At 62.9% G+C, this 16,218-nt stretch carries 14 protein-coding genes; 3 read left to right on the top strand and 11 right to left on the bottom strand.

All coding sequences use genetic code 11. From position 1 onward, the window contains the following. Positions 1–49: 49 nt before the first annotated feature. The 6 genes from GE027_RS18550 to GE027_RS18530 form a co-directional block, all read right to left on the bottom strand. On the bottom strand, positions 50–442 hold the full coding sequence (locus GE027_RS18550; protein WP_162006812.1) for a hypothetical protein: 393 nt from the start codon (positions 440–442) through the stop codon (positions 50–52). A gap of 38 nt (positions 443–480) precedes the next feature. Further along, entirely contained in the window at positions 481–1,539 is a 1,059-nt protein-coding gene (locus GE027_RS18545) for a DUF1559 family PulG-like putative transporter (RefSeq protein WP_153558713.1), read from the bottom strand. A 159-nt stretch (positions 1,540–1,698) separates the two neighbouring features. After that, entirely contained in the window at positions 1,699–2,478 is a 780-nt protein-coding gene (locus tag GE027_RS18540) for a cupin domain-containing protein (RefSeq protein WP_153558712.1), read from the bottom strand. A 92-nt stretch (positions 2,479–2,570) separates the two neighbouring features. Further along, a complete protein-coding gene (locus GE027_RS18535) occupies positions 2,571–3,281 on the bottom strand; it encodes a class I SAM-dependent methyltransferase (protein WP_153558711.1) in 711 nt (236 codons plus the stop codon). Continuing rightward, positions 3,281–3,412 carry a hypothetical protein gene (locus GE027_RS23610; protein WP_261344067.1) on the bottom strand — a complete coding sequence of 44 codons (132 nt, stop codon included), beginning with the start codon at positions 3,410–3,412 and terminating at the stop codon, positions 3,281–3,283. Before GE027_RS23610 ends, GE027_RS18535 begins: the two co-directional genes overlap by 1 nt. A 77-nt stretch (positions 3,413–3,489) precedes the next feature. Then, a complete protein-coding gene (locus GE027_RS18530; RefSeq protein ID WP_153558710.1) occupies positions 3,490–5,616 on the bottom strand; it encodes an FAD-dependent oxidoreductase in 2,127 nt (708 codons plus the stop codon). Positions 5,617–5,859: 243 nt separating this feature from the next. On the opposite strand from GE027_RS18530, the gene GE027_RS18525 reads away from it, so the two are divergent. Further along, positions 5,860–6,855: an NAD(P)-dependent alcohol dehydrogenase gene (locus GE027_RS18525; RefSeq protein WP_237607645.1), complete on the top strand. Its 996-nt coding sequence runs from the start codon at positions 5,860–5,862 to the stop codon at positions 6,853–6,855. Positions 6,856–6,945: 90 nt separating this feature from the next. On the opposite strand, the gene GE027_RS18520 is transcribed toward GE027_RS18525, so the two are convergent. Beyond that, positions 6,946–7,152 carry a cold-shock protein gene (locus GE027_RS18520; RefSeq protein WP_153558709.1) on the bottom strand — a complete coding sequence of 69 codons (207 nt, stop codon included), beginning with the start codon at positions 7,150–7,152 and terminating at the stop codon, positions 6,946–6,948. 416 nt (positions 7,153–7,568) lie between these two features. Between GE027_RS18520 and GE027_RS18515 the strand changes: the two genes are divergently transcribed. Then, entirely contained in the window at positions 7,569–8,948 is a 1,380-nt protein-coding gene (locus tag GE027_RS18515; RefSeq protein WP_202617463.1) for a DUF1501 domain-containing protein, read from the top strand. Positions 8,949–9,089: 141 nt separating this feature from the next. Here the strand turns inward: GE027_RS18515 and GE027_RS18510 are convergent, their stop codons facing one another. Both GE027_RS18510 and GE027_RS18505 read right to left on the bottom strand, forming a co-directional pair. Continuing rightward, positions 9,090–10,745: a Na/Pi cotransporter family protein gene (locus tag GE027_RS18510; RefSeq protein ID WP_261344066.1), complete on the bottom strand. Its 1,656-nt coding sequence runs from the start codon at positions 10,743–10,745 to the stop codon at positions 9,090–9,092. Positions 10,746–10,964: 219 nt separating this feature from the next. Next, positions 10,965–12,386: an MFS transporter gene (locus GE027_RS18505; protein WP_237607643.1), complete on the bottom strand. Its 1,422-nt coding sequence runs from the start codon at positions 12,384–12,386 to the stop codon at positions 10,965–10,967. 239 nt (positions 12,387–12,625) lie between these two features. Here GE027_RS18505 and GE027_RS18500 point away from each other — a divergent pair, with 239 nt between their 5' ends. Further along, on the top strand, positions 12,626–13,570 hold the full coding sequence (locus GE027_RS18500; protein ID WP_237607642.1) for a methyltransferase domain-containing protein: 945 nt from the start codon (positions 12,626–12,628) through the stop codon (positions 13,568–13,570). Between the two features lie 142 nt (positions 13,571–13,712). On the opposite strand, the gene GE027_RS18495 is transcribed toward GE027_RS18500, so the two are convergent. Beyond that, the gene (locus tag GE027_RS18495; RefSeq protein ID WP_153558705.1) at positions 13,713–14,738 is read right to left on the bottom strand and encodes a sugar phosphate isomerase/epimerase family protein; all 1,026 of its coding nucleotides are present in this window, start codon (positions 14,736–14,738) and stop codon (positions 13,713–13,715) included. A gap of 41 nt (positions 14,739–14,779) precedes the next feature. Next, complete coding sequence (locus GE027_RS18490; protein WP_202617462.1) at positions 14,780–16,168, bottom strand: hypothetical protein; 1,389 nt, start codon at positions 16,166–16,168, stop codon at positions 14,780–14,782. Positions 16,169–16,218: the final 50 nt, after the last annotated feature.

The following is a 16,218-nucleotide window of genomic DNA, read 5'->3' as shown; positions in this document are numbered from 1 at the left end:
GAAGCCTATGCCACTGGTCCACAGGCTGGGAAGAGCCTATGCCACTGGCTTATTCGGCGTCCGCGGCGTCGTCCGCGGGGCCGCTGGGAACCATCTGCGGCTGCAGCTTCTGGAGCAGTTCCGCGGCGATGGCTTTCCGCTGGGCCGGAGAGGCTTTCTCCAGCTTGGCCAAGCCGTCCTCCAGGATGTCCGCCCGTTCGGGGTCGACTTCGCGGACGTTGGCGACCAGGGCCGGGTATCCCATCGATTCACTGCCGATCGCTTGGCCTTCGGCATAGCGTTGCAACAGCGAGCGTGGTTCGGACAGCGGATCGTTGGCCGTGCTGACCTGGATGTCGCGTTCTTGCACACCACGGCTGCACCCCAGCAGCCCAGGCGAGACAAGGCACAGCGCCGCCAGGGCAACGAAGAATCGTTTCTTCATGTTGAAAGCATCTTTCATCAAAAGTTCTGGAAGGTGAATACGAAATCGTCCGGCAACTAGAAATCGCCCAGAGGTTCTCCGTCACGGCGATTGCCCAGTCGTTGGAACGTCAGCAGATTGACCGTCTCGGTGATGAACCGCACCGAGCCGTCGCCCAGCACGGCGTTGACACCGCCGGGGTGCATGCTGCGTGGGGGAAAGATACCGACGCCCCAGTCGTGCGCTCCGCCGGGACAGCAGTCGCCGCCGGTGGTCGGATATTCCCAGTTGGGCGGTGCAGCGGTGGTCAGTGTCGACTGGCCGGCGGCGTACCAGCCCCACATCGTGCCGTTGTTGCTGCGCACTCCCGAAGCGCTATCCCGAGCGGCGATACCGATCGCATCCAGTTCCGCCTTGGTGGGAAAGTCCTTGTCGACCACGGCGTTGAAGGGGCCGTTGCTGGAGTAGAACACGTCGTAGGGATAGCGTCCGCTGCTGCCGGTGGCACCGGATCCGGAGAGCAGTTCCGAAGCCAGCAGCGTTTGCGACAGGCCGTCGGTTACGTCGGCCATTTTCCGCGGATTCTGATAGGAGATCATGCCGTTGAACCGATTTCCGGCCCAGACCGTCTCGGTCCGGCTGCCGGTGCTCCAGCCATAGTTGGTGCCGGGGCCGTCCCAGCCGTTGGGGTGCGAGCCACGCTGCGGTGCTTCGGGCGAGGAAGGACAGAGAAACCCGGGGATCTCGGTGTTGAAGATCGTGTTGTAGAAGAAGCTCCAACGCTGTGCTTCGGTTAGGCTGTCGTCCCGCAGTCGCGACTGACCCTGTTCGTACAGATTGTTCTGTTCGATGTAGGGCAGAACATGGAAGTTGGCACTTGTTGCGTGCCACGCGCTGGCGCCGACCTTGGTGTAGTTCTCAGGAAACTCACCGCGCGTGTCATGGAAGTTGTGCATGGCCAACCCCAGTTGTTTCAGGTTGTTGCTGCACTGCATCCGCCGCGCGGCTTCGCGAGCGGCTTGCACGGCCGGCAAAAGCAAGCCGACCAGGACACCAATAATTGCGATCACAACCAACAGCTCCACCAGGGTGAAGCCGGTCCGCGGTGCGGACGTACGTACTTTAAGACCATTCATAGAAAGGACGCCCCGTTTCTAAGGAAGGAGGGTGCCCGCTATTGCGGGCGTAAAGGAGGGCAGGGGTACGCAATCGTACTTGCCGGGGGGCGTCGGGTCAAGCATTTGAATTGCGCGTCGCTCGGGCGGCATCCGTACAGCGTGGCGGCGCTTTCCGGCTCAATACCGTTCGGCCGCTTCGCGAGACGTGATCACGGGAGCTCGAAGCGTGTTGGTGCCGAGCGACTCGCCGCGGCGGACATCGATATTGATACGCCCGCGGAGGACGCGGTTCGGTTCGAGCCCGATCAGTTTGGTCGTGAACAAAAAGCAATCGTCGGTTTGGGCCGTCAACCAATGGATGTTGTTGCGGTAGTCCGAGATGCTCGACCAAGTCCCCACCCCTGCGACGGGTTCGTCCACCGTTTGACGCACGACCAAGTGTTCGCCTCGGTCTTCCAGTTTGTCGTATTGCCGCACGGCAAACTCGCCGGACAGACATAGAAACGCGCTGGTCATATTGGAGTGACCGTGCGGCGGGATGCTGCGGCCTTTCTTGACATGCGCCACTTTGGTGATCAGCGCCCGGTGAGGTTCACGCCCCGAAGCGTCCGCGTTTGGTTCCCCTCGTAGCTCGACCCGATGAAACAATTCGCCCCGATCGCTGGGGATGTCCGCCAGGATCTGTTGCCGCAGCGAATCAAAACGCAGATGCTTGCACAACGCTTCCAAGGGCGTATCGGCATAGATTGCATCCATCGTCTCCTGCCACTCGAGTCCCGACTGGGCGGCGAGTTTCAATCGTCCGGCATTGCGATACAACCGGTCGAGCCAAACTTGCACCGGGTCGGGCCCTGCCTCCGAGGCCAGCGACCGCTTCGTCCCCAGCAGGCTGTACGCCAAGGCCGCCGCACCAAGAGCTTGCAAGTGATCGCGACGGTTATGCAGACGGGTAGACATGGCAGCGGCCTTTCGATGCGACGAAGAAGCCACGGTGCCGCCGACGGTTCCACCCGATGAGGAACCGAAACGCGGCAGCGCCGCGATGAACCTCATTTCTCAAAGTACCGCCTCGGAGGGGTTTGTGCAAAGTTTTTTTGGGGGTGTTTTTCACGTGCGGCCAGCAAGCGATCGAGGATGGCCAGCCGCTGGCCGGCCACCGCGTCGCGGCCGCCAAGTGTGGCCAGATACCGCTGTTGCTGCTGCAGCTGTTGCACGAACCACGTTTCCCAGCGTCGCAGGTGCCAGGGTCCGAACACCAGGGCGGCTTCCCGGTCGAGCGAATCGTAGACCGGGTCGGGATGCCCGTCACCGCGGACAAAGACCAAAACGTCGAAGCGGCGGCGACCGGCGGTGCGGAGCTCTTCTTGGAGGTGGTAGCCGGCGGCGAACGCCCATCGCCGCAGCTGCTCGGCGTGTTTGTTGGGCTGCAGGACCAGGCGTTCGGGAATCCGTTCGGGCGCCTCCCCCAGGATTCGCTCGATCGATCGGCCGCCCATCCCGCAGATGCTGGCCGAATCGGCTTCGCCCGGACGCAGCGGCTGCAGGCCCTCGCCGAAGCGGACGTCGGCCGGCAGTCCTCGGAGCGTCGCTTGCGAGTTCGCCCACGGTTGCCGTTTGTTCTCGATCGCGATGCCGCGCTCGATCCGGCCGGCGGCGAGCAGGGCCTTTAATAGATGCCCGTGATCGGAACCGATATCGGCGTGGCAGCGCGCACGAATCTGACGCGCAACCAGTTTCAGCCGTTGATCAAGTCGAGGCATCAAGCTTGTAGACCGTTCAGCGTGCCGCGGCCACTGGAGAACTGCTCGACCGGATCGGCCGCCTGCACGCCGGCGCTCGATGCCAAGGTCAGTAGTACCAGAAACGCTTTGCTGAAGCTTTTAGGTAGCATGCAAATCAAAGCCCTCCCCGGGCCTGAGAACCCGACCCTCCCGGAGGGGCGGGGGTTGCAGTTCGAAACACTTCTCGCTACTTGGCGATCCACTGCACGGCGTCGGCGATCACGTGACCGTCGGTGCCGTCGTTCGAAAGCGTCACGACGGCGGGCTGGTCCGCGGCGAACGTGAACTCACCCAGCGAGATAAATAGTTTGTCGATCGGCGGCTCCTTGCGTTGGTTGACCGTCACCGTGGTTTCGCCGTCGGCGTGATGGATGGTGACCGGAACATTGGTGGCCCGATTGCCATGGTACGCGTAGGCCAGACGCACTTCGTAGCGGCCGGCTTCGAGGGGAGCTTCGAAGCGCGCGACGCTGCGTCCGTCGGCTCGGTTCTCGTCGTGGGCGTACTGCCCTCCGACCCAGCGGAAGGCCGACGTGCTGACGTTCCACACGCCCGACAGTTCGGCTTGCCGATCATCGACGACCGTGCCGTCCAGATCGGCCACCGGCGTGCCGCGACCAACTCCGGCTCGGCCGGTCGGGCCGTCGTACTCGAGCACTTGGCCGTCATCCAGCAGTCGCTGGCGGATTTCCTGGTAGTCAACATCTTGAACGGCTTTGTCTTGATCCAGTGCCAGACAGGCCACCGTGGCCGCGGATTGACCCAGGATCATGAATACCGGTTCCATGCGAATCGAACCGAAGGCGATGTGGCTGCTGGAGACGCACACCGGCACGACCAGGTTTTCGCATTGTTCGCGCCGCGGCAGCACCGACCCCAGAGCGATCTCGTACGGGCCTCCGGTGCGCACGCCGATGTCGCCTTCGTTCTGTACGTAACCTTCGGGTGTGACGTAGCGCTGCACGTTGTGCGAGTCGATCGTGTAGGAGCCCATACCGATCGAGTCGGGCGTGGGACGTTTCTTCAGCAATTCGTTTTCAGTCATCACGTACTGGCCGATCATTCGGCGGGCTTCGCGGATGTACAGCTGATGAGGCCAATTGCCGTTGTCCTGAAACTCGTCCTTGGCCAATCCCCACTTGGCGAATTTGCTGCGCACGTCTTCCGGGACCCGCGGGTCGTTGGCCAGGAAGTACATCAAGCCCTTTTGGTAAACCTCGTGTTCGCGGATGATCTCGCGTCGCCGCTCGTAATCGGCTTCGGGGTAATCGTAGTTGAACCCGATGTTGTCGGTGCTGAAAGGGCCGTGGTTATTGGTGTCGGTTTTGTGGTTGGGGATCGGATCGAATTTTTGGAAACCCTCGCGCCAGCCGGCTTCCAACACCCGCAGCAGCAGCGCGTACTGATCCGGGTCGTAGCCTTCGGGTTTGGGAAACGCCACGCGGTTTTCCGGGTGATCGGTCAAGCACATGCGAAAACAATACGCCTGCACGCGATGGTCACCGGAGCCGTACTCGCCGGGAGGATCGGGGCTGATCCGCGGCAGCAGTCCGCTGCTGGGATCGTCCGGGATGCGGTAGGGGCTGACGGGAGTGGGCAGAACGCCAAAGTGATGGCCGTGATGCAGCACGCCGGTCTGCACGCCATTCCACTGTTCGCCGTACTGCTGCTGCGACTCGCGTCCCACGTGGTAATCCACGCCCGCGGCCGCCATCAGATCGCCTTCGTAGGTGGCATCGACAAAGGATCGTCCGCGGTAGGTCTGGCCGCTGAGCATGCGGATCGCCTGGATGCGTCCGTCGCGTTTGCTCACACCCGAGGTGCGATCGAGCCACTGGTCGCGGTGGACGGGGATCTGGTGCTCGCGGACCAGATCGTCGAAGACCTGTTCGGCGACATGCGGTTCGAAAATCCACATCGTCCGCTGCTTGCCGTCGATCGCGGCATTGCCTTGACCTTTGTTGCCGTAGTCGCTGCGCGGCTGCCACTTCCAGGCTTCGTCTTGGTCGTAATGTTTCCAGACGCGATGGTAGAACTCGCGGGCCAGTCCGCCGATGACGGATTTGTTGCCCGTGTCGGTCCAGCCCAGGCCGCCGCTGGACAATCCGCCCAGGTGCTTGTCCGGACAGACCAGGATAACCGAACGGCCCATCTTCTTCGCTTGGACTGCGGCGATCACGCCGCCCGAAGTGCCGCCGTAAACGATCACGTCGGCCTCATGGGTTTCGGACTGGGCTGGCGGCGGGGCGGCCAGAGCAACAGCGGCCGGCAGCAGCAGACCACTGGCAAGCAGCAAAACAAAGCGTCGTAGCATGGATATCTTATTGCGGAAAACGAGGGAGGGGGCGAGAGAGGCAGCGAGCCGCTGCGGCAAGGCGGATCATTATAGTTTGCCCCGCCGCCACCGTGGCGTTGACCGCCGGCCGTAAACCGCCCTTGCGACTGGGCGGGACCAGCAACCCGGCCGCGGCATGAGGTTTGCCACCGCGGCATGAGGTTTGCGGCTTCTGGGCTGCTTTCGTCGTCGTTCGTTGTTTCCTATCCAAGTGCACAGGTTATGTCAGACATCAAAACCAACGGTGGTCCCGAACCCAGCTCTGCGATTGGCCAGTCGATGCGAGCGATCGTCTTCGACGATTACGGCGATGCCTCGGTGTTGCATCCTGCCGAGCGTCCGGTACCCAAGCCGGACAGCGACGAGGTGTTGATCGCCGTGCGGGCATCCAGTGTCAATCCGGTTGACTATCGGTTGCGATCCGGCGAGATGAAGGGGTTGCTGCCCGGCGGGTTTCCGCGCATCCCCGGCTACGACGTGGCGGGTACGGTGGTGCAGTGTCCACAGGGCAGCGGGCTGACCGCTGGCGATTCTGTGATGGCCTTTTTGGATTCGCTCCGCGGCGGGGCGCTTGCCGAGTACGCCGCGTGTGGCGTCAGTGCCGTGGCCAAGATTCCGCCGGAGATGAGCTACGAACAGGCCGCGGCCATCCCCTTGGCCGGATCGACCGCCCTACAGTCCCTGCGGGACCATGGCCGGATGCAGTCCGGTCAGCGCGTGTTGGTCAACGGAGCCAGCGGTGGCGTGGGGATGTTTGCCGTGCAGATCGCAAAAGCCTATGGGTGCCACGTCGACGCGGTGGCCAGCGGCGAGAACGAAGCGTTTTGTCGCGAGCTGGGGGCGGACCACTTCTATGACTACCTGCAAACCGATTTTGCGAAGTCCGATGAACGGTGGAACATCGTGTTCGATGCGGCCGGCAAATCGGGGTACCTGGACGTTCGCGAGGTCCTGCTCGAGGGCGGCCGTTACGTGTCGACCGAGCCGGACGTCAAAGGCATGTTGATGACCGTGTTGACCTGGCCGCTATCGAAATCCGGCACGATTATGTTGGCCAAGTCCAAAGCCGAGGATTTGGAAGAATTAATTCGGCTGTTCGTCGAGAAGAAGCTGGCGGTCACCATCGACAGCGTGTACGACTTTGAGGATGCAGCCGAAGCGCATCGCCGTGTCGAAACCGGCGTCGACCGCGGCAAGGTCGTCATCCGCGTGGCCTAGGCCCGGGAAGCAATCGCCCCGTGGACGCATCGCATCCACGGGGTTCAAGATAAGATTCCTACCGCGTCAACAACGCGACGCGGCAGAGAACTACTCGGTGTCGGCCACCTGAACGTTCTCGGCGCACGGTCCCTTGGGGCCGTTGCCTTCTTCGTAAGTCACTCGCTGCCCTTCGCGAAGGTCATCGAATCGGACGTCTACCAGGCTGGACAGGTGAAAAAACAGGTCCTTGGGTCCACCGGCGTCGATGAATCCAAAACCCTTGTCCGTCAGCCGTTTGATCGTACCTTCTGCCATCTCTCTTTTCCTCTCCAAAAAACTTCAGTCCAGCAATCCCCGCCCGAGTCGCTTCGTTCGGACTGCCAGGAGGGACGCTATGGCGAGAAGTATACCGCTTGCGGCAGCGAAAGGCGAATGGTTCCTGGGGTTTTTGGGCGACTTGGCGAAATATGTCGTTTTTCCCACGCGTTTTGGAGCAGGTCGGGGCCGGCGGCGGTTTGCCGTGGCGGTTCGGAAAAAGCTGACAAGCGACCGCAGACCGCGCTATACTGAGGCCTCTACGGGTCTGCCGACACGCCGCGACCCACTCCGCGTCCTGCCCCGCGATCTCCTGCCTTACGCCTCCTGCCCCGAGAGGTTCTCGCCTGATGCCGCATTCTCGACACCCTGGCCGTTCCGCTGCCAGCGAAGGTTGTTCTGATTTTCGTCGCAGCTTGCGTTCTCGACGTCACCTGCTGCAGGCCGGCATGCTGAGCGGCTTGGGGATGGGGTTGGCGGATTGGTTTGCGGCCACCGACGTCCGGGCCTCTGCGACGGTCGCCAAACCGGCCAAAGCCTGTATTTTCCTGTTCATGTGGGGTGGGCCCAGCCAGCTGGAAACGTTCGACATGAAACCCGATGCGCCGGCGGAGGTGCGGGGCAGTTTCAACCCCGTGTCGACTCGCGTTGCCGGGATGCCCATCTGCGAGCACTTCACGCACCTCGCGCAGATGACCGACAAGTTGGCGATCGTGCGGTCGCTGTCTCACGACGATCCGGCCCACCTCTCCAGCGGACACGCCGCCGTCACCGGCCAACCGGCTCCGGTTGTCAAGAGCGATGCCACACCGCCCAGCAACAACGATTCACCGCACCTGGGATCGTTGGTATCGAAGCTGCGGCCGAGCGAGCAGGGGGTGCCATCCTTTGTGACCCTGCCCTGGAAGGCTTTGCATCCGGCGGCTCCGGGAGGCGAGGCGCCCGGACAACACGGCGGTTGGTTGGGGCCGGCACACGACGGACTTTTGCTGACCGGCGACCCCAACGCGGCGGACTGGAAGCCCAGCTCGCTGGCCCTGCCGGCGGACATGTCACTGGCACGTTTGGAGAGCCGGGTCACGCTGCTGAAACAATTGGACGCCCAGCGCCGGCAGATGGAAAGCGACGCTCCGTTGCTCGGACGCGGCACCGACGATCCCACCGCGACGCTCCGCCAACATCAACAGCGAGCCCACCGGCTGTTGGCTTCACCGCACGTCCGCAAGGCCTTCGATCTGGCGGCCGAACCGGAAAAAGTGCGGCAGCGATACGGACGCAACATCCACGGCCAGAGCGTGTTGATGGCCCGCCGCTTGGTCGAACACGGCGTGCCGCTGGTCAGCGTGAACTGGCACAACGACGGACGCAACTTCTGGGACACCCATGTCAACAACTTCAATCGTTTGAAGGACGACCTGATCCCGCCTTCGGACAGGGCCCTGTCGGCGCTGCTGGAGGATCTCGAGCAGCGCGGCATGCTGGACGAAACGTTGGTCGTGTGGGTCGGCGAGTTCGGCCGGAAACCACAGATCAATCCCGCCAACGCCGGCCGCGAGCACTGGCCGTTCTGTTACAGCGGGCTGATGGCCGGCGGCGGAATCCGCGGCGGAACGGTGTATGGGGCCAGCGATAAACTGGCCGCACATCCGATCCGCGATCCGGTCAGCCCCTACGATTTCGGCACCACCATCGTGCACGCTTTGGGGATGGATCCCGAAACCTACCTGCCCGACCGCGAAGGGCGGCCGCGCCCGATCACCGCCGGCAAGGTGATCCATCCGCTGTTCACCGGATAGTAGCTCGGCTGTCCCAGCCGAGAAGCAGATAGTAGCTCGGCTGTCCCAGCCGAGAAGCAAATAGTAGCTCGGCAGTCCCAGCCGAGAAGCAGAAACGGTCACGGCTCGGAGAGCCGTGCTGCTTTGGCGGCGTGCTGCTTTTTACCGTTCGCCGGAGACGGTTTCGGCAATGTTCTCGGCGTGGTCGCGAACCCGGGCGTAGGCATTCAGCGAGGCCAGGTAGGCGACGCTGACCAGCGGCGGGATGCCGCCACCGGACAATTCGTCCATGTGTTTGCGGCGATGCTGTTTGATCTGGCTGCGCAGCCGTTTGCTCATCGCCACCGTCTTGGTCAGGACGCTGCGGTTGTTCTGCACGTAGGCTTCGTTGATCTCGCTGACGTAGTCGATCGCCTGGGCATTCAATTCGCGCAAGCCCGCCCGCTGGGATTCGCTGAAACGGTGCCCGTCGCGGCGCAGTTTCCGGTCGAACTTGTCCAGGTTCGCCACATAGTCGCTGATCGATTCGTACTCATCGGCCATCCGCAGTTGTTGTCGAGCTTCATCGGCCACGCTGTGCGGCACATCGTTGGCCAGCAGGTTGGTGACGTAGACGGCGATTTCGTCCTGCATCGCGTCGAGCACTTGTTCGCGGTTCTTGAGTTTGTCGGCCAGCTTCTTGTCGGGCTTGTCCGCATCACGAAGCTCGTCCAACCACTTCAGCATCTTGATGCATTCGGCACCCATCTTTTCGACTTCCTTGTGCGACTGTTCGATCGCCATCAGAGGCGTTTCCAGCATCCGCACGTCCAGGTCCGTCAACCGCGGTTTCTCTTTGAACCCCTTGTCCGGAGCCAGGCGGTGCAGCAAGCGCACGAACAGCGGGACGAAGGGCAGGAACAGCAGCATGTTGGCAAGATTGAACACGGTATGGGTTGCGGCAATCATCGCCGTCGTGTCGGGAAACGTCTCGACGCCCTTGACCATTTTTATTCTCTGGACGTCCCCCGGGATGATCGACTGGATGAAGTCGATGTACCAGTGAAAGATGGCGGTGATCCACAGCACCCCGACAAAGTTAAAGATGACGTGGAAGTAGGCCGCGCGGCGGGCGTTGGTCGTCGCTCCCAGCGACGCGACGAAGGCGGTGATCGTGGTCCCCAGGTTCTCTCCCAGGACCAACGCGGCGGCCGTCTCGTAGGAGATGACGCCTTGCGAGGCCAACGAGATCGTGATCCCCAGCGTGGCCGAGGAGGACTGGACCAGGGTCGTCAGCACGCATCCCACGAGAGCGCATTTCAGCACGCCGAAGTAGCTGTCGGCCGTGAAGTAGTGGAAGGCTCTTTCGAAGCTGGGGATTTCGCGGATGATCGCGCAGGCATCCTTCATCAGCTCCAGCCCAAAGAAGACCATCCCCACGCCCATGATCGCCATCGCCCAGTACCGCCAGCGATCGCCGCTGGAAAACAGGTACACAAACGCCGCGGCGCCCAACAGCGGCAGCCCGTACTTGCCGATCTTCAGTGCCAGAAACCAACCGGTAACCGTGGTGCCGACGTTGGCCCCCATGATCACGCCCACCGCCTGAGCCAGTTCCATCACGCCGCTGTTGACGAAACCGATGACCATCACCGTGGTGATCGAGCTGCTCTGCACCACGCCGGTCACGACCACCCCGACGACCGTGGCCATAAAGCGATTGTTGGTGACGATGCTGATCAATCGCCGCAGGCTGTTGCCGGCGACCGCTTGCATCCCGTCGGACATGTTCTTCATGCCCAACAGGAAAATGCCTAAGCCTCCAACCAGTTCAAACACCAGTCTGATGAGCGCGTCGAAATCCAAAAGTACACCGAAGGGGTTTTAGGGATCGCAAGGAAGGGGCGTGGCAACTTCTAAAATCCCTTTCCCGACCCTGCTGGATCCCAGGGCCGGCCTTCACGCAATCTTCCTGCTGAATGGGTAACGGCTCTCAAAAACTACCGGATCACCTGCTAGCTGGCCATAACCCTCGTCGCGATTCTTCCCCGGGCCCGCTCATGACGGCTCCCCGCCCCGCGGCGGCTGTGGGGGCGTGGGGGAATCGGCTACCTCGGCTGGTGAGGCGCTGGCGATCACCGGCGCCGCCATGCTGGCCGCGCCGGGCCGCACCGACAAGACGCGAAGGCGGATCGAGTGCAACTGGAGCCGCGGCAGCCTGATGCCCGAGAGGACCACCAGGCAGGCCAGCCGCCCCACCGACGAGAGCGCGAACAGGCCGTGGTAAGTGCGGCTGCTGAGCCCAAAGTGATACAGGAACGCCGCGCCGGCGGCCGCTCCGATCGCCATCGCCGCGGTGTTGGCAAAGTTATACAGCGTCAGCAGCTGGGTGCGTCGATCCGCCGGCAGGGTTTCGAAAAACAACAGAAAGAATCCCAGTTCGTAGGCGCCCCAGGCGACGCCGCTGAGCACCTGCATGGAGGCCAGCCACCAGACGTTGCTGCTGGGAATCCACAGGGCGGCCAGCGGCACCAGCCCCACGCCGCCCAGCCACAGCACGCGGCTGGCTCCGGCGCGTTCGGCAACGCGTCCCCACATCGACATCGAAACGACCTTGCTGACAAAAGCCAGCGAGATCAGAAGCACAAAAGTGCCGTAGCTGAAGTCCAGTTGCTCCAGCATGTAGGGAACGAAGTACGGTCCGCTGAACTGGAGGAACACCTGCATCAGCACCAGATATACCAGCAAACGCTTGGCCGCGATCACTCGCCAAGCCTTCGGTCGCCGGCGGGACTTTGCGGTCACCCGCACCCCGCGCGATGCCGGGGGCAATTCGCCTGTTCGGTACAATTGCCACGCCGACAACAACCGGCATCCGGCGGCGACCAGAAACAACGCGGCGAACCCAGCGAATTCCCAGCCCCGTTGCGAGCACCACTGCAGGGCACCGCCGGCTAGTAGCAGCCCGGCGAACGTCGTGGTCTGCTGCAACCGCGTGCGCCGGGAAAAGAAACGCGTCCGCATCCGGTCGGGCACCACGCGTTCGATCCAAGTGTTCCAGGCAGGGCCGGTCGCCAGTCCCGACGCCCAGTACAGCGATGCCAGAACCAACAGGACGGTCATGCTGATGCTGCCCTGCCAGGCGGCCAGCGCCAAAGGCAGAAACGTCAGGGCCTGCAGCACCGCGCCCAGGACGATCCAACGCCGCAGATCGCCCAGCCAGGCGATCGCCCAGGGAGAAATTAATTGCAGCGTTCCGCCGGTCACCAGAGGCACGCTGGCCACCAAGCCCGCAGCGGTCTCTCCCAGACCGGCGGCGAGGGCGAAGGCGGCAAAGTAGGTTTCGCCACAGCCGATCATGCCGCCGTAAAAGCCCGCATCGACCATGCTGCGAACCAGGTTGCGATCGGTCGTCTGGGTGGCACTGCGAGCAGCGGACCGAGCGGGGGAACCGTCCCCGTGGCGGGCGCGAGGATCCATCAAGGTGCGGCGATTGGTACGGCAAGGGAAGGAGAGTTTCTGCGGACCAGGGTAAACCATACGCATCCGCGACGAAAACATAGGCCTCAGCAAGGAAACGGCGAAGAGCGAAAATGCATAGCCCGGGCCCACGCCCCGGCCCGCGAATCTCTCTTGCCCTGAACACTCGTCGCCTTCTAGGGTCGCAGCTCCCGGTCGTTCCCGTCCCCCACATTCCCTCTCCGCAAGGTGCCGTTGCTTTGAATCGCCCTGCCCCGCTCGTCCCATCACCTGCCGCCCCGGCCGGTTCCGCTTCGCAGAACCCCGTATCCGCCGCGGACAGCGACGAACACTTGCTCGGCCAGTACATCCCGCTGCTGTACCACTACAACATGCTGCAGGACGCCGACCGGGTTCAGGCATTCCAGGCCGCGATCAACACCGTCGTCCAGCCCGGCATGCACGTCCTGGAACTGGGCGGGGGAACGGGCATCCTGTCCTCATTTGCCGCCCGTCGCGGGGCCCGCGTCACCTGTGTCGAGCGGTTGCCCGCCCTGGTCGAAGCTTCGCGAGGGTTTCTGGCGGACAATGGTTTGGATGATCGAGTGACCGTTGTGCACGCCGATGCGGCTCGGTACGTTCCCGATTCGCCGGTCGACGTGGTGGTCTGCGAAATGCTGCACGTGGCGCTGCTGCGAGAAAAGCAGGCTCAGGTGATTCGCGCCTTCAAGCAGAATTATCGAAGCGCCTTCGATGGAGCATTGCCGACGTTCATCCCAGAGGTCAGCATTCTGATGGCCCAGCCGGTCCACCAGTGCTTTGATTTCGCCGGCTACCACGCCCCGGTACCCAGCTTTCACGCCCCGGTCCTGGAGCGTGAGGGCACGGCCGAGCTGGCAGCGCTGTCCGCCTACGCGAATATCGATTACGCCGAAACCATCCCGCTGGATTTCGCTGTCGCGATGCGGATGAAGGCGGACGTGGCGGGACAGATCAATGCCCTGCGTTTCGTCACCCAAAACGTGCTGGCCGTGGACATGCAAAAGCAGCAGGCGATCACCTGGGCCAACCAGTGCATGGTGCTGCCGCTGGCCACACCGATCTCGATCGACAAAGACCAAAACATGGTTCTGCGCTTCGCCTACGGGGCCGGCGGAACCGTCGAAGACCTGCAGCAAACGGTTGCAGTGGAGACTCTGGCGTAGCCGAAGTCACCAGACTTTGGGAAACACTGACTCTAACGGTAGCTCTGTATGCTTTGCGACATTCGGGCATAGCAGCCACGTAGTGGCGACAGGATGTAGCCATGGGCGTCAGCCCATGGTATGAGCTGTCGTCCCTGCGGGACTAAGTCTTCCTTCCCAGCATACGGTCCAGCGAATCGGAGGTCTGGTAGATCAGGGCTTCGGGATAGTGCCGATAGGGATGGAAGTACTCGAACGTCAGGTAGCCGTCGTAGCCGATTCCGTCGAAGGCCTCCAGGACGGCCGGCCAATTCGTCGTGCCGTCCAGCAGCGGCCGGAACGCTTCCAATGAGTGATCGGTGCTGTTCTTGCTGTACTCTTTTAAGTGCACGTTGCCGATTCGTTTGCCCAGGATCGGAATCCAGTGTTCGGGAAACTGGTACTCCATGATGTTGCCGGTGTCGAAGTGCACGCGGACGTAGGGGCTGGAAAACGAATCGACGAAATCGGCCATCTCCATCGGCGACATCAGAAAGCCGTTGAAGAAGATGTTTTCCAGGTTCAGGTGCACGCCCAGCTTCTCCGCTTGCGGCAGCAGCTTGGTGATGGCGGTTTCGGCGCGGCGATGACACACGTCGTTGGGCGTCGGGTCGTGATCTTCTCGCCAGGGCATGTGCACCGCGCCGGGAACGACCAGCAGATTGTCGGTGCCCAGGTCGTGCGCGGCCTGCGTCATCTTGCCGGCCAGTTCCATGCCGCGGGCGCGTTCGGCCGGATCGTTGCTGGTCAGCGGGTACGGCCAGAACAGAAACGAACACACGCCGCTGATCGCGATCCCGATCTCTTCGGCTTGACGCCGGATCCGCTGAAAATCCTTGCTTGTCGCCTTGGGTGACAGGTCGCTGTCGAGATCGTAGTTCAATTCGATCCCGTCAAAACCGGCGTCCTTGGCCAGTTGCAAGCACTGCACCAGCGTCATCTTTTCCGGATACGGAAACGCCCACAGATTGATCGACTTCTTCATCTGGTAGCGCGGCCGCGGTGAAGGTGCCGGAGCCGCTTCGCCGGTCGGTGGGGGAGCGGCAGCCGTGGCGTCACCGCGATGGCCCGCGGCGGCGACCACGCCACCAAACGCGGCGTAGCTGAGCAATTGGCGGCGGCCCAAGTTCGGTTTGTTGGAATCGTTCACGGTAGGGGGGCTCCTGGTGGAAGGGGCGAGACGAGACCGAGTCAATCGTCCTGGGGATCGGCCACGCGGGCAGGCACGGGGAAGGAGGACAGCCCGACCGTGTTGACCGACTGCAAACTGTACCGCGGCCCCTCGGCGGCCGCGTCGTCACTGATTTGAAATTGCATCGGAGCCAGAGGCTGGGTCGGCGTGTCGCTGTACAGCAGGTTCTGAAAAACGTTGCGACCGAAGCGGTTGGCCGTCGGTGGCACGATCCGTGCAAAGACCTGTCCGTCGCGCAGCAGCACAAAGGACTCCACGCCGCTTTCGAGGTCCGCGCCGGCGTTCCAAAACAGCGTGCTGCCTTCCAGGCGAACATCCGACGGTGGCGGCGGGGGCGTTTCGTCCTCGACCGCGGTGTCGGTGACGTACTGCGTCCACTGCCTTGCGAGCGCTGCATCGGGAATCCAGGCGGCCGTCAGCGGGTCGCCCTGGAACTGGTCGGCCGGAACGGCTTGCCGGCCCGTCGGCTTCGCCAGGTAAGCTTGCTCACGCGGCATCTCGCGCAGCGGCTTGCCCGCTTGATCCGGAAGACGGGCCGTCAAGCACGCATGCAGCCAGGGGATCGCCAGATAGCGTTGGTTGCCGCATTCATGCGAGGTCAGGGGATCGATCGCGACGCCGATCAACCCGCCTCGGCTCCGCAGGGCGTTGAAGAAGGTTTGGTTGGCGGGCCAGACGCCGGCAAAGCGACCTTCGGTGTTGCTGACCCCTTCTTTGGTTCCCAGATTGCACATGATGGGAACGTTCAGGGCCGCATCCTTCAGGGTATGCGGCTTGATCGAAGGCCGGTCGGGATTGGCCTGCAGCAGCGGTACGCCCGAACGCAGCCATGCCGCGGCCACTCGCTCGGGATACAGCAACGTCATGCCGCCGGCCCAGTGACCACCGCCGCTGTGGCCCCACAGGGCCCAGGGGACCGTCGCCAATTCGGGATGCCCGGCCTGTTGGCCGAGGTCCGCCAGGGCTCGCAAGAACGTGTCGGCCGAACCGTTGCGGGGATCGCACCAAAGTTGACAGTCGGCGTCCTGCGGTTGCTCGTACGCCGGTGCCAGGAGGGCGCAGTTGTGTGCAAGTGCCAACGCCTGCCAGTGCAGATCGTAGGCACCGGTTAATCCGCTGCGGCAGGAACCTTCGCCGCAGCCGTGTTGATGCACGATGACGCCGCGCACGTTTTCGACACCCGGCGGAATCCAAACCGTGTACTGAACGGCAAACGCCAGCTCGCCTTCTTTGTCCGATGCTTCGTACCGCACGCGGTAGTAGGGCGGCTCGGCGGCCGGAGCCTGGTCATAGGGAGGAGCTTGAGCCGAGCTGCTGGCGCAGACGACTGCGACCAGCAACAACCAACACAGCGGTCCGGGAAAGCGTCCAGCGAAGTCAAGGGTCATAGTGCGAACTCGGGCGGCGTTTGGCGGCATGAGAGGTCGCACGAGGTCGA

The sequence above is a fragment of the Roseimaritima sediminicola genome (assembly GCF_009618275.1).
In the GTDB taxonomy this organism is placed as follows: domain Bacteria; phylum Planctomycetota; class Planctomycetia; order Pirellulales; family Pirellulaceae; genus Roseimaritima; species Roseimaritima sediminicola.
The sequence above is the reverse complement of the archived record's forward strand: the minus strand, read 5'-3'. Positions and strand labels throughout refer to the sequence as shown.